Raw genomic sequence first — 13840 nt, 5'->3', positions numbered from 1 at the left:
CCGTGGCGCCGCGCCACCCTTCACCGCCCGCTATTGCATGGCCGCGTAGTACCGCGCTACGGCGTCGATTTCTTCGGGCGTCATCTGCCGCGCGACATTGCGCATCTGCTCGTTGATGTCGTTGTGCCGCTCGCCCGACGCGAACGCGCGCAACTGCGCGGCCAGGTAGACCGCCGATAGTCCGCCGAGCCACGGCGCCGCGCCCTTGCGGTCGATCTCGCCATGACATGCGGCGCACGGCGCGATATTGCGTTGCGGATCGCCCTGCATCACGAGCCTGAGCGCAACCGGATCGGGGCCTTCGCCGGCCCGGGCTTTCTCGATCGGAGCAGCGCGCGGCAGCGACGCGTAGTAAGCAGCCAGATCGTGCAGATCCTGGTCGCTGCGTGCCGCGATGATCGGCTGCATGACCGCGCTCGGCCGCTGGCCGCTCAGAAAGTCGCGCATCTCCTTATAGATCACATCGGCGTACTGCCCGGCGAGCGGAGGTGCGGTGACCTGCCCGTTGCTGAGTACACCGTGACACATCGAGCAGTGCTGCGTCGCGAGCGTTGCGCCGCGGCCGATCGAATCCAACATCGGGCGATCCCGGCCCGAAGGCGGCAACACGACGACGTCGCTCGGCACCTGGCTCTGCGCGTTGCCGCTGTACCAGCTCGACGGCACGCCGGCGGCGCCGCAAATTCTCGCCCACAGGCCGAGGTCGCCGAACGCGCTGCTCGCCGACGGCAGCCACACGAAGCCGATCAGGATCGAGACGATCGCGATCGCGATAGTCCCGCCGACGCTCCACACGAACCACGGATTGCGCAGGGTGATCAGGCGTTCGTCGTTCATCGCTGTGCTCCGATGACGACAGCCGGCACTGATGTCTGCGGCAATCTGAGCATCTGGACGATCGGGAAGCTGTAATTGACGACGGTAAGCCCGATCATCAGCGCGACCCAGAGGCCGAAGCTGTTGAGCGCGACGGGCACGCGCTCGACCGGGTGCGCCGGGCTCGCGAAGCGGAACGCCGGCGGCACTTCAACGGGTCCGAATTGCGACTTTGCGAGGATATAGACGAACAGCAGGCCGGACACCAGCAGGATCAATCCGCCGATCGCGGACACGACGACCAACAGTCCCTGCCCCTGCATGCCTGCCATGGCGTAGTCGTAATAGGCCATGCGGCGCGGCGCGCCGAGCAGGCCGACCCAATGCCACGGTATCGTGACCACCATCATGCCGATGAACCACAGCCACAATTGCGTGCGCACCAGTTTCGCCGAAACGATCGCGCGGCCGGTCAGTTGCGGCCACAGTTCGTACGCGATCGCGAAGTACATGATGACGATCGCGCCGCCGAAAATCAGGTGGAAGTGGCCGGTCACCCACTGCGTGTTGTGCACGGTCGAGTTCAGCTGATAGCTCATGTTGATGAGCCCGCCCGCGCCGCCGAAGCCGAGCATCACGAACGAGAACGCGAGCACCAGCATCATCGGATTGCTCCAGGGCAACGCGGTGAGCCAACCGAGCGCGCCCTTGCCGCCGCGCAGCCGGCCCGCGATTTCCACCGATGCGCAGATCGTGAACACGGTCAGCAGCGTCGGCACCGACACCATGCCGGTGAACACCGCGTGCACGAACTTGAAGCCCGCGCCGACCTGCGGATCGACGAACAGGTGATGGATGCCGATGGGCATCGCGAACACGAGGAACAGGATGAACGACACGCGCGCCATCGAATCGCTGTAGAGCCGTCCGCCGATCGCGCGCGGCACCAGCGTGTAATACGCGATGTACGCGGGAATCAGCCAGAAGTAGACGATCGCGTGCAGCGTCCACGAGAACAGCACGCGAGCGAGTCCTGCGTCGATCGTGTGGGCGAAGCCGAGCGCGACCGGCAGGATCTGGAACAGGATCTCGAGCGCCGCGCCGATCGCGGTCCATGCCCACAGGTACGCGCCCGCCACGTTCGCGAACATCGCGAGCGGTACGGGCTTGCCGGGATTCGCGCGCTTCCAGATGCGCAGGTTCACGTGCATCAGCGCAACCCAAATCCACGAGCCGACCACCACGAGCACGACGCCGAGGTAATAGAACGGGCTGCCGATCATCGGCGGATAGAACGTGAAGAGCACCGAGGCCTGGCCGAGCGCGACCGGCACCATCGCCATCACCGCGCCGACCACCAGCGTGATGAGCGCGGCCCACGCCCATTTGAGGCCGACGAGGCGCTGCGCGAGTGCGAGCTCGACGATCGCGTAGCCGAAGCCCATCGCGACCAGCGTCGGCAGCACGTAGGCCATCACGGTGCCGTGCGCGGTCACCGATCGATAGTAAAGCTCGGGATCGCCGACCCACGGCAACAGGGGACTGCGCACCAGCATCTGCCACGCGCCGAGGCACAGCGCGATCGCGAACGAGATGAAGGCGAGCCAGAAATGCGCGAGTACGAGTCGCTTAGCGTGGAACACAGCTCAGTCTCCGTGATTGTCGGGCCTGTTCGAAAAAGGCGGCTTTGTCGATCACCTTCACGTGCGCCCACATGGTCTGATGGCCGAAGCCGCAGTATTCGTGGCACGGCATCGTGTGATCGGCGGGTTGGTCGAACTCGGTATTGAGCGTCGCGACGTAGCCGGGCACGACCATCGTGTTGATGTTGGTGCCGGTGACGAGCAGGCCGTGTATGACGTCGGCGCTGGTGGTGCGGATCGTGACTCGGGTATCGGCGGGCACGAGCAGGCATTGCGGTGTGAACGAGTACTGTTGCGCGATGAAGCGCACGATCACCGAGCCGTCCGGCTGCACCGCGCTGCCGAGATTGTCCTCGGCGAATTCGCCGGAAAGCTGCAAGCGCGACGGGTCGATGGTCTCGACGCGCGATGGCGGCATCATCGCCCAATGCACGCCCGAGAAGACGATCACGGCGAGCATCAGCACGATCAGCGCGACCGCGAAGATCGCCCAGCGCCGCTCGGCGCGCAATGCGACCGCGTGGCCGCTACCGGGTTGATGAGTAGAGTCGGTCGACATGGTCAGTGGATGATGCCGCGCGGCAAAAACGCAAAAAAGTAGAAGGCCACCCAGATCGCCATCACGATCACCGTGGCGACGCCAGCCAGGGCGATCGCGCCGCGCGGACCGGCCGCGACGACGTGTTCGACTTCGTCGTCGCCCGGCGGGGAGACGCTGTGCGGGTCGTTCGCTTTCATGTCGAGTGATCTCCTATGCGGCGCTTCGGTGCGGCGCTTGGGTGCGGCAGCTCAATGCAGTGGCGCCTTGCGCAGCTCGTTGACCTCGTGGGCCGTCACCGGCAGGCCGTGATTACCCCATGCGGTGCGGATGAACGTGACGACGGCGGCCGCCTCGGTGTCGTTCAGCTCCTGGCCGAACGGCGGCATGCCGAACGGCTGCGGATTGCGGATCGTGCCTGGAGGAAAGCCGCCGTTCAGCACGATGCGGATCGGATTGACGTTCGAATCCATTTCGATCGACTGGTTGCCCGCGAGCGGCGGGTAATGCGGCAGCTGTCCCTCGCCATTGTCGCCGTGGCAGATCGCGCATTTGTCCGCGTAGATCTGCTTGCCGAGTGCGAACACCTTGGGGTCCGGCGTCGCGCTCGGGCCGCTCTTGCGGCCTTGAACGTCGGGCAGTGACTTCAGGTAGACGCCGATCGCGCGGATGTCCTCGTCCGCCAGGTATTGAAGGCTGTGATAAGTGACTTCGGCCATCGGACCGTAGACGGCGCCGCGCCTGGAGATGCCCGCTTGCAACAGATCGACGATGTCCTCGATGCTCCAGTCGCCGAGCCCGCCGTCCTTGTCCGAGGTCAGCGACGGCGCGTACCAGTTCTGCACCGGAATCAGGCCGCCGGCGAACTGCTCGCGCGGCGACGAGCCGCCCAGCATGTTGATGCGCGTGTGGCACATCGTGCAGTGCCCGAGCCCTTCGACCAGATACGCGCCGCGATTCCATTCGACCGATTTGGCCGGATCGGGCTTGAACTCGCCCTCGCGGAAATAAAGGGTGCGCCAGCCGTACAGCAGATCGCGCTGATTGAACGGGAAGCGCAGCGTGTGCGGCCGGTTCGGCTGACGCACCGGCTCGACGGTTTTCAGAAACGCGAAGATCGCATTCGAATCCTCGCGCGTAACCTTCGTGTACTGGGCGATCGGCATGGCGGGATAAATCAGCGCGCCGTCCGGTTTCTTGCCCGTGCGCATCATGTTGAAGAAGGCTTCCTCGCTCCAGGTGCCGATGCCGTACTGCGGGTCCGGTGTGATGTTCGGCGAGTACAGGGTGCCGAACGGCGTTTCCATCGCGAGGCCGCCGGCGAACAGCCTGCCGCGCGGCGCGGTGTGACACGCGATGCAGTCGCCCGCGCGCGCGAGGTATTCGCCGCGTTTGACGATGTCGGGGCGGGTGTCGGCATTGGCTGTGGTGGCGGCCGTTTCGGTGCCTTGGGGGGCGGCGGTGGCGGCATGCGCCGTCGTGGCAAACGGTGCATGGACCAGCAACGCCAGCGCGAGGCTGCCGGTCGCAAGGACGCTGGCCATGCTTGCCAGGCGCATCCAACCGGACGGGCGAAGTGTCGGCTTCATTGCGGTTGGCTCCCGCAAGCGAGGGGCAGCCGCGCGGCGGATGCCGGTGCGGGCCGAGGATCGTCGGGACGCGGCTGGCGCGCGAGCCAGTTCGATACCGCGGCAATGTCGCTGTCGTTCAGCTTGAGCGCGATCGTGTGCATGCAGTCCGGTGCGGGCGCGTGGCGCGTGCCCGAACGCCAGGTGCCCATCTGTCCGGCGATGTAGCTCGCGTGCAACCCGAGCAGACCCGGAATGCCGGGCTGAGTGCCGGTCATGCGCGCACCGTGACAGGCGATGCACGCCGGTATGCCGCGCGCCGAGTCGCCATGCTCGACGAGCTTTTCGCCGGCGGCGAGCAGTTTCGGCGGTACGGCGGCGTGATCGGATTCGGGGTAAGGCGGCTGCAGGGCCGCGAAATACTCACTGATCTGATGCAGGTAGTCGTCGGGCAGGAACGCGAGCAGATAGCCCATCGGCGGATACGTGCGGCCGCCGTCGCGAAATGCGATCAGCTGATTGAACAGGTACTCGGCCGGCTTGCCGGCGATGCGTGGAAAGTAGTCGTTTCTGCGGCCCTGGCCTTGCACGCCGTGACACGACGTGCAAGCGCGCACGCGCTGGTCCATCGCCGTGGGCATCGCGCCCGCTGCTGCGTCGGTGGCCGCGAAAGCGACGCCGCTCCACAACGCGTGAAGCGCGCATAACACCAACAGCACCGCAAAGCCGATAGTTTTGCGATACACACCGGGCCTCGTTGGGGAACGTTCTTATTGCTCGATTTATTTACCCTGCGCGCGTGTGCGGATTGCCTGATGAATCCGCAACGGGCTTGTTCGGGAACGCGAACTACTGAGGCGCAATGATGAGGCAATTGCCAGGCCAAAACTTTGATCTGCGACAAGGATGCGCGCCGGATGCGCCTCGGGCGGCGGCTTTCGGCTGGCAACGAACGAGCCGCGAGGTGCTGAAACAGAGCGCGATGCGGATTGCTTTGTAGAGCTGCGAATAATCCCAATGCTCGAGCCGGATTCGGAAGGCTCCGATTGTCGTGATTGTATGAGGGTGATGAGATGTCCTTTGCGGCAGTCGCTTGAGTGCCGCGACGCGGGCCGACGCATGCATGGCAGTTCCTGCGGCTGCACCCACCACTCATATGACGAGCGAAATCAATCGTGGCGAATCTTCGAATCATTCTGGCGGACGATCATCCTTTCGTCCTGCTTGGCCTGAAATCGACACTGAAGCGGTGCGAGGGACTGTCTGTCGTCGGTGAGGCGCGCACGCCCACCGCGTTGATAGCCATGCTGCAACGCACGCCGTGCGATGTGCTCTCCGTCGATCTTTCCATGCCGGAGCCCGCCGGCGAAATCGGCGACGGCATCGCCATGATCCGGCGCATCCGCCGCGCGTGGCCTTCATTGCGCGTTGTCGTCGTGACCGCGCAGACGGACGCCGCGATGTTGCGCGTCATCGCCTCCGATGGCGCCGTCAGCGTGATCGGGAAAACCGATTCGCTCGACGAACTGCCGCGGGCGATCACCGAAAGCGCGCGCGGCGCGCGCTACCTGGGCCGCTCGGTGGCCGAAACGCTTGCTCGTTCGAAGCAGGATAACGGTGTGCTCGTGTCGGCACTGCTGTTGTCGAAGCGGCAGACCGACATCCTGCGCAGGCTGGTGAACGGCGAATCCATCGCGCAGATCGCGATGGCGCTCGGCTGCAATCGCCGCACCGTGAGCCGGCAAAAACGCGAAGCGATGGCGCGGCTCGGCGTCACCGACGACCCCGCGCTTTTCGCCTGTGTGCGCGCCTGCGGCACGCTTTTGCTGGAACCCGAAAACTGAATCGGGAAAACGTCATTCGGTCGATTTCAGAGCGTTCTTACGTTTGGCGCAAAAGAAATGCTCGACCATTGTGTGAGCGCCGGTCATACATAACAAGGTGTGGGGAAATGAAAGTATCGTGGAGCGCTAGACGATGAACCTCATGGCTGCATCAGGCACGCCTGTTCGAACGATCATCGCGGACGATCATCCGTTGGTTCTGCTGGCTATCGAAAATCTGATTGGCAATTATCCCAACCTGAAGGTGGTTGGCCGCGCGGCAGACGTGGCCGAACTGTTCATCGAGGCCGACCGCAGTCCCTGCGATCTCGTGCTGATGGACCTTTACATGCCGGGAGGGCACAACGACAACGGGTTCGAAGCCGTGAGGCAGTTCAAGTCGCGCTATCCCAACGTCGCGCTCGTCATTTTGACAATGGAAACGGAGGCCGCGACGCTGCGCAAGGTCATGTCGCTTGGCGTGGATGGATTGCTGAGCAAGCGCGACCGCATCGATCTGATTCATGTGGCGGTGGTCATGGCGCTGGCGCGCGAGTGTTATGTCGGTCCGGCGGTGCGCGCCATGCTCGCCGACGTCACGCTGACGCAACGGCGCGACTACGTGCGCGCCACATTGTCTCGCCGCGAGTTCGAGGTATTTGCGCAGTACGCGTCGGGGCTCGGGGTCACGGAAATCGCTCTGCAGCTCGGGCGTAGTGTGAAGACGATCAGCGCGCAAAAGTGCATGGCCATGCGCAAGCTGTCGCTGAACAGCGACGCTGAATTGTTTCGTTTCGCGGTCGAGTATGGAGTAGTGCCCGAAGGGCATCGTAGCAACCGCTAACGGGGCGGCAACCTGCTGCGCGGGCGCGCAGCGAATGTATCGGCATGACCGGGGACACATTTCGTGCGGTATGCCGATCGACAATATAAGAAAGCCACGGAAAAGAATGACAAACAAGATTTACGTCGTCGTGGCGGACGATCACGACTGCGTCCGTGAGGGCGTCCGATCTCTGCTGCTCGACAAGCCGAATATCGAAATCGTCGGCGAGGCGGCCGACACCGATGGTCTCGCGAAGCTGCTCGACGCCCGCGCATGCGACGTCGTCGTGTCGGACATCGGCATGCCGGGACTCGACGGAGACAGCAGTGCGGTGCCGCTATTGCGTCGCCTGCTGCGGCGCAAGTCGCATCCGCACGTGGTCGTGCTGACCATGATCGAGCGAGCGCACATGTTGTCGGGCTTACGCAATATCGGCGTAACCGGAATCGTCGACAAGCGAGACGCCGCGAGCGCCCTGATCGACGCAATCGAAGCCGTTGCCGCCGGGCGCATTCATCTATCGGAGCAGGTCACGGCGGCGCTCGCGGCTGCCGAGCCTGCGGCGCCCGGGCGCGGCGGAGCGATGAGCGCGCGCGAGTGGGAGGTGTTTCAACTCTATGCGCGAGGCCTCGCGGTGCACGAAATCGCCACGCGTCTGCGACGGAGCGACAAAACCATCAGCACGCAAAAGCGCAGCGCGATGCGCAAGCTCGGACTGGAAACGGAAGCCGATCTGATCGGTTACGCCGCCCAGATCGGGCTGATATGAGGCGCTGCGATTCTCAAAAATTCTTGTTCCTGAAGACTTCGAAGTGTCCGATATAAGAATGTTCTGATTGGTGCTGCGTTGGGGACACGTAATAATTCGGGCCGCGGCCAGTGGTTGCGTGCCTGGCACTGGCACTGGCACTGTCCCCGTGGTCATTTCGTCATCCAGATTACTGATGGTTCAAAGAAATCCTGTGCAGACGTCTTCTTGCGATCGTTCGGCGGCTATGCCTTGTATTCGACGGATGGGATAGAGATGGTGGCCTTGAGCAAGCGATTGTGGAGCGAGGGCGTCGGTACGGCATGGCTCGTGTTCGTCGGCTGTGCCAGCACGGTGCTGGACACCACGAGCGTGCTGCAGGCTAGCGGTGCGCTGCAAATGTCTTTGGCGTTCGGTCTCGCGCTCACTACCGCCAGCTACGCCTTCGGCAAAATTTCCGGCGCGCATTTCAATCCAGCCGTCACCATCGGCCTCACGGTCGCTCAGCGTTTTCCGGTGCGTGATCTGTTGCCCTATATTGCCGCGCAAATCGCGGGCGCAATCGTCGGAGCAGCGTTTCTTGCGTATCTCGCCTGCGGCCGGCCCGGCTTCGAACTTGCCGCGAGCGAATTCGCGGCGAACGGCTTCGGCGCGCATTCGCCCGCCGACTATCCGTTGCATTCGGCGCTCGTCATGGAGTTCGTGCTGTCGTTCGTGTTCGTCGCGGCCTGCTTGCTGGTCGTCGTTCGAGAAGAGCTGGCAACGGCTGCGCCGTTCATCACCGGCGCATGTCTGATGCTCGTCTATCTGGTGTCGATTCCGGTCACCAATGGATCGGTGAATCCCGCCCGCTCGACCGCGCAGGCGCTATTCGTCGGCAATTGGGCGCTGGACCAGTTGTGGCTGTTCTGGGCCGCGCCGTTGGCCGGTGCGATTGCCGCCGGCGTGCTGTTTTCGTTTTTCGACGGCCATGCTGATGCGTCCACAGCGTCGCCGGCGGACGGGCAGGGTGACGTTTCGTGAGCGCCGGGCGTCACTCGCTGCGCCACTCATTGATGCACTGGCTCGCGTTAGGTCTGCTAGCCGCCGCGCATGCGATCTGCCCGGCCGCGCCAAACGGCGTCGAGTCGGGGGCGCCCGCGATCGCCTCTGGCTGGGCGGCCTCCGCAGTGCAAGTCCGCTCTCTAGCCTCGTCTCCCGCTGCCTTTCCCGACAGATTGACCGTCGGCATGCTCGAAGGCGGCTGGCCGCCGTTCGAAATCCAGCAGGACGGCCGGCCCGCCGGCGTCAGCGGCGACCTGTTGCGCGCGCTCGTGGGGCCGCACGTCATCATCGAGACGAAGACCTATGCCGATATGGCCAAGCTGATCGAGGCCGCTTGCTCCGGCCAGGTCGACCTGCTGATGAGCATGGCACGCACGCCTCAGCGCGAACGCTGCCTCAATTTCACGGCTCCGTACTTCCGCGGGTTCGCGTCGGCTGTCGTGCGTCGCGACGAGAACCGTTATGCCAACTCCGCCGACCTCGCCGGTGCGCGTATCGCGATCGAGCGAGGTTTTGCGCGTGAGCGTCTGTTGCGCGATGGTTTTCCGCACGCGCGGATCGTCTCGTTTGCGAGCACGCAAGAGGCGCTGACGGCCGTCCTGCACGGCGATGCCGACCTATACATCGGCTTCGCGCCGGTCGTGCAATATGAACTGGCCACGGAGGCTTATCGCGGCCTGCGCGTGGCCTTCGAGCCGGTTGGCAAGGCGCTTGACCTGCGCTTTGCCGTCGCGCCTCGACAGACTGCATTGCGTGATCAATTGAACCGCGCGCTCGTTTCGCTGAACCCGGCCGAGGCGGCCGAAATACGCGAGCGCTGGCTGTCCGGCAACTTCAACACGGTGCCCGCACCGGATGCGTCGGGCTTCACGCTAACGCCGGAAGAACAGAATTGGCTGCGTTCACTGCCGCCGTTGCGGATCGGTTTCGACAAAGACTGGGCGCCGTTCAGCTATGTCGACGACGCCGGCCGCCCCCTCGGTCTGACCGGCGACTATCTCGCGTATCTGAGCAGCACGCTGGGCATCGTGCTCAACCGCTCGCGCATGGCGGACTGGCCCGCCACCGTCGAAGCATTCCAGCGCGGCGACCTCGCGATGCTGGCCACCGCGTCGAGCCACGGTTCGCTTCTCGAAGGCGCCGAGCATACGCGCGTGTACGAGCGCGATCCGCTGGTGATCGTGGGGCGTAGCGGCGTGCCGCCTGCCTGCTCCTTCGACGACTTCACGTCGTGCCGTATCGTGATGTCACCGCATGTGGCGGGTTCGGTGCCGCTCGCGTTCGAAGCGGTGCCGGTCGATCACATCGCCGTCGCGGCGAGCCTCGACGATGCGCTGCGCAAGGTCGCGAGCGGCGAGGCCGACGTGGCCGTCGGCAACGCGGCCGCGATCAACGCGCAGTTGCGGCAGCACTACACTGGCGCACTCCGTGTGCTCGGCACGCTCGGCGAATCGGACTCGTTGTATTTTGCCGTGCGCGAGGATCTGAGCCCGCTCGTCAAGCTGATCGATCGAGCGTTGCAGGCGATGCCGGCGGCTGAGAGGGAGCGCATCCGCCGCAAGTGGGTCAGGCCCGCCGCACCGGACACCGCGATCTTGAGCGTGACCGCGGTGCGGCTGCTGCCGGTGCTGATCGGTATCGGCGTCGTGCTGCTGGTCACGTTGCGCGCCTACGTGCTGCTGCAGCGAGAAGTCCGGCTGCGCAAGCAGACCGAGCGCGAGCTTGCACTGCAACTCAGCTTCCAGGAAACGATGATGCAGACGGTGCCGTATCCGCTCACCGCGAAAGGCCTGGACGGACGGTACATCGCGATCAACGAAGCCTATGAGAAAGCGTGCGGGCTCGACCGGGAGGCCGTGCTCGGGCGCACGACGGCCGAGGTGGGCGCGTGGGGCGACACGAACAGCCGCATGCTCGACGACATGACGCGCGAGGTTCTGCGCGGCGGCGGCAGCGCGAATGTCGAGTTGCAGTTCGAGGACGGCGCGGGCGAGTCGCGGCATGGGCTTTTCTGGACGAGAGTCTGCAAGGGCACCGACGGACAGCCGGCGTTCGTACTCGGCACGATGGTCGACATCACCGATATCCGGCGTGCCGAAATGCGCGCGCGAGAGACCGAACGGCGCCTGTTCGACGTCACGCGCTCGTTGCCCGCCGTCGTGTTCCAGTTGCGGCGCTCGCCGGCCGGTGCGTATTCGTTCCCGTACATTGGCGGCGACACGCGCCATCTGCTCGGCGGGGGAGATGGCGCCGACGACGCGTCGCCAGGGCTTGCGCGGGTCGATTTCCAGCGCGTGTCGGAGGTGGATCGGCCGCTCGTGCTTGGTGAGCTGGAGCGTTCCGCTAGCCGTACCACGCCCGTGCATATGGAATTCCGCCTGGAAAGCGCCGGTACGCCGAAGTGGGTGCGGGCCGAGTTGGTGCCGCGGCGCGAAGCCGATGGCAGCATCGTGTGGAGCGGCTATGGGGTCGACGCGAGCGCCGAGCGCGCGCGTGCGGAGGAACTCGCGCGGGCACGCGATGTGGCCGAGGCGGCCTCGCGCGCGAAAGACCACTTCTTCGCGATGATGAGCCACGAAATCCGCACGCCGATGAATGGCGTGCTGGGTCTCGTCGAAGTGCTCGAACGCACGCCGCTCAGTACCGACCAAAGCGAAATGCTCGGCATGATCCACGAGTCGGCGGGCGCGCTGCTGCAGATTCTCGATGACCTGCTCGACTATTCGAAGATCGAGGCTGGGCGGCTCACGCTCGAAGCCGAACCGATCGATCTGCGCGAGCTCGTCGATAACGCGGTCGGCCTGCTGGCCGGGCGTGCCCACGAAAAAGGTCTGAAAGTGCGCGTGGACATCGCGGCCCTCGTCGCTGCGACGCTGCGCAGCGACAGCGTGCGTCTGCGGCAGATTCTGTTCAACCTGCTCGGCAATGCGATCAAGTTCACCCCGAAGGGCGAGGTGGGGGTGAGCGTATCGATCGTCGAAGATCGCGCGGATTCGCAGACCCTGGACCTGACCGTGCAGGACACCGGCATCGGCATTGCACCGGACGTGCAGGCGGGGTTGTTCGAGCCGTTCGTGCAGGCGGAATCGTCCACCACGCGGCGCTTCGGCGGCACGGGCCTCGGGCTGACGATCTGCCGCAAGCTGACCGAACTGATGAACGGCACGCTCACGCTGCGCAGCGAAGTGGGCCGCGGCACGAGCATGATCGTACGGCTGACGATGCCGGTCGTCGCGCGGCGCTATCCGGTCAATGGTCTGCGCGGCAAACTCGGCGTGGTAATCACGCCTGATCCTCGCATCGGCCACGCTCTCGTTCAGTTCGGCGAGGCGCTGGCTCTCGAAGTGCGCGGACTTGCACCCGATGCGGCGACGCCGGGCGACGTTGCCACACTCAGCCGCGCGGATCTGCTGTTCGTCGGCGAGGACGTCACGTTGCCCGTGCGTATCGGCGCCAATACGCGCGTCATCACGCTGACCGAAAAACCGAACCCGACGGGTTACCGCATCCTCGACGACAAGGTGCGCGTGTGCATCAACCCGATCTCGTGGCGCGGTCTCGGCGCCGCGTGCGCCGCGGCGATAACGGGGCTGCCATCGATGACCCCGGCGGCGTCGCGCGCGGCAGGCGTGCCGTTCACGACCGAAGGCGTCGCGCCGCCGCCCGATCGTGAGCGCGCCATTGCGAGCGGGCGGCTGATTCTTGTCGCGGAAGATCATCCGGTCAATCAGGAGTTGATCCGCCATCAACTCGCACTGCTGGGTTTCGCGTGCGACGTCGCGAACGACGGCGCCGAGGCGCTCGCCGCGCTGGAGCGCACGAACTATGGTTGCCTGATCACCGACTGTCACATGCCGAACCTGTCGGGCTACGAACTGACCCGCCGTATCCGCGAAGCAGAGACCAGTTGCGGCGGCGCGCAGCGTCTGCCCATACTCGGCATCACGGCCAATACCGCGCCCCACGATCTGAGTCTGTGCCGCGAAGCCGGCATGGACGACAGTCTCGTCAAGCCGACCCGGCTCGCCACCTTGCGCGACTGCCTCAGCCGCTGGTTTGGCACCGACAGCGTGCGGCAGGCTGCGCCGGCGGGAACGTCCGGCCGCACGTCGTCGGCGCCGCCCGGCGAGCGGCCGGTCCCGCAGAGCGTGGGCGCCGGACCGTTCGTGCCGATCGAACTCTCGCACATGACGCAGTTGTGGGGGAGCGAGGCGACGGTCAAGGCCTTGCTCGGCTCGTTCGTCTCGTCGATGCGCGACGATCTCGACGCGCTTGCGACGTTACTCGAACGCGCCGACGCAGGGCGGTTGCGCGAGTGGCTGCATCGCGCGACCGGGGCGGCGAGCGTGGTGCAGTATCCGCCGCTCGTGCGAGCGCTCAAAGCCTACGGCTGCGGCATCACCGCGAAATCGCCTGAACAGTTACGTGACGAGGGGCATGCGCTGATCCTCGAATGCGAGGCGATGCTCGACGGCATCGAGCAGCAGGCTGCGTTGCTTACCTGATGTGAGCGCGCTGTGATCCCGCGCAGACGCGCGAGCGATTCAAACGGTCGGGGAAAAAATCGGGACGAAAAAAAACGCGGCCGAAGCCGCGTTAAACATTTGGAGACATCCTTCGATGAAGGAGTCACTTCTCGCGGAAAGGATAATACCGAAAATGGCGTCACTGATTCATTACAATTCGCGCAATTAACTTTTCGACCAAATCGATTAAAGCGGTTTCACGATACGCTTTCTGCCTGCATTTCAGGCACATTCGGCGAACACTGATACGCATTGCACACTGTGCCACGTCGAGCATTGCGTTTGGATGACGGTCCGGTTCGAGCCGA

At 64.7% G+C, this 13840-nt stretch carries 11 protein-coding genes; 5 read left to right on the top strand and 6 right to left on the bottom strand.

The genetic code is table 11. The annotated features are described in order from the left end of the window. Window positions 1-30: 30 nt before the first annotated feature. From LJ655_RS20415 to LJ655_RS20390, 6 genes are read right to left on the bottom strand one after another with little or no spacing between them, the layout of a single operon-like run. Complete coding sequence (locus LJ655_RS20415; RefSeq protein WP_230563035.1) at window positions 31-837, bottom strand: c-type cytochrome; 807 nt, start codon at window positions 835-837, stop codon at window positions 31-33. Continuing rightward, a complete protein-coding gene (locus LJ655_RS20410) occupies window positions 834-2459 on the bottom strand; it encodes a b(o/a)3-type cytochrome-c oxidase subunit 1 (protein WP_230563034.1) in 1626 nt (541 codons plus the stop codon). The genes LJ655_RS20415 and LJ655_RS20410 overlap by 4 nt, the downstream gene beginning before the upstream one ends. Continuing rightward, window positions 2446-3018, bottom strand: a complete 573-nt coding sequence (locus tag LJ655_RS20405) for a cupredoxin domain-containing protein (protein ID WP_230563033.1) — start codon at window positions 3016-3018, stop codon at window positions 2446-2448. Before LJ655_RS20405 ends, LJ655_RS20410 begins: the two co-directional genes overlap by 14 nt. A 2-nt stretch (window positions 3019-3020) precedes the next feature. Then, window positions 3021-3197 carry a hypothetical protein gene (locus tag LJ655_RS20400; protein ID WP_230563032.1) on the bottom strand — a complete coding sequence of 59 codons (177 nt, stop codon included), beginning with the start codon at window positions 3195-3197 and terminating at the stop codon, window positions 3021-3023. A gap of 51 nt (window positions 3198-3248) precedes the next feature. Further along, the gene (locus tag LJ655_RS20395) at window positions 3249-4586 is read right to left on the bottom strand and encodes a c-type cytochrome (RefSeq protein ID WP_230563031.1); all 1338 of its coding nucleotides are present in this window, start codon (window positions 4584-4586) and stop codon (window positions 3249-3251) included. Beyond that, entirely contained in the window at window positions 4583-5311 is a 729-nt protein-coding gene (locus LJ655_RS20390) for a c-type cytochrome (protein WP_230563030.1), read from the bottom strand. Before LJ655_RS20390 ends, LJ655_RS20395 begins: the two co-directional genes overlap by 4 nt. A 429-nt stretch (window positions 5312-5740) precedes the next feature. On the opposite strand from LJ655_RS20390, the gene LJ655_RS20385 reads away from it, so the two are divergent. The 5 genes from LJ655_RS20385 (at window position 5741) to LJ655_RS20365 (ending at window position 13511) form a co-directional block, all read left to right on the top strand. Continuing rightward, on the top strand, window positions 5741-6409 hold the full coding sequence (locus tag LJ655_RS20385; RefSeq protein WP_230563029.1) for a response regulator: 669 nt from the start codon (window positions 5741-5743) through the stop codon (window positions 6407-6409). Window positions 6410-6542: 133 nt separating this feature from the next. Beyond that, complete coding sequence (locus tag LJ655_RS20380) at window positions 6543-7232, top strand: response regulator (protein ID WP_230563028.1); 690 nt, start codon at window positions 6543-6545, stop codon at window positions 7230-7232. Window positions 7233-7338: 106 nt separating this feature from the next. Then, window positions 7339-7983, top strand: a complete 645-nt coding sequence (locus LJ655_RS20375) for a response regulator (protein WP_230563027.1) — start codon at window positions 7339-7341, stop codon at window positions 7981-7983. Window positions 7984-8238: 255 nt separating this feature from the next. Beyond that, window positions 8239-8985, top strand: coding sequence for an aquaporin Z (gene aqpZ / locus LJ655_RS20370; RefSeq protein ID WP_230563026.1), 747 nt, complete (start codon window positions 8239-8241; stop codon window positions 8983-8985). Between the two features lie 32 nt (window positions 8986-9017). Continuing rightward, on the top strand, window positions 9018-13511 hold the full coding sequence (locus LJ655_RS20365; RefSeq protein ID WP_230563144.1) for an ATP-binding protein: 4494 nt from the start codon (window positions 9018-9020) through the stop codon (window positions 13509-13511). Window positions 13512-13840: the final 329 nt, after the last annotated feature.

Source organism: Paraburkholderia translucens (assembly GCF_020881035.1).
In the GTDB taxonomy this organism is placed as follows: Bacteria; Pseudomonadota; Gammaproteobacteria; order Burkholderiales; family Burkholderiaceae; genus Paraburkholderia; species Paraburkholderia translucens.
This window is presented reverse-complemented; position numbering and strand designations above follow the sequence as displayed.

Bases quoted from the DNA above. Each gene is read 5' to 3' on its own strand.
- LJ655_RS20400 (WP_230563032.1), bottom strand. From the start codon at position 3,197: ATGAAAGCGAACGACCCGCACAGCGTCTCCCCGCCGGGCGACGACGAA.
- LJ655_RS20415 (WP_230563035.1), bottom strand. From the start codon at position 837: ATGAACGACGAACGCCTGATCACCCTGCGCAATCCGTGGTTCGTGTGG.
- LJ655_RS20395 (WP_230563031.1), bottom strand. From the start codon at position 4,586: ATGAAGCCGACACTTCGCCCGTCCGGTTGGATGCGCCTGGCAAGCATG.
- LJ655_RS20365 (WP_230563144.1), top strand. From the start codon at position 9,018: ATGCACTGGCTCGCGTTAGGTCTGCTAGCCGCCGCGCATGCGATCTGC.
- aqpZ (WP_230563026.1), top strand. From the start codon at position 8,239: ATGGTGGCCTTGAGCAAGCGATTGTGGAGCGAGGGCGTCGGTACGGCA.
- LJ655_RS20375 (WP_230563027.1), top strand. From the start codon at position 7,339: ATGACAAACAAGATTTACGTCGTCGTGGCGGACGATCACGACTGCGTC.
- LJ655_RS20380 (WP_230563028.1), top strand. From the start codon at position 6,543: ATGAACCTCATGGCTGCATCAGGCACGCCTGTTCGAACGATCATCGCG.
- LJ655_RS20405 (WP_230563033.1), bottom strand. From the start codon at position 3,018: ATGTCGACCGACTCTACTCATCAACCCGGTAGCGGCCACGCGGTCGCA.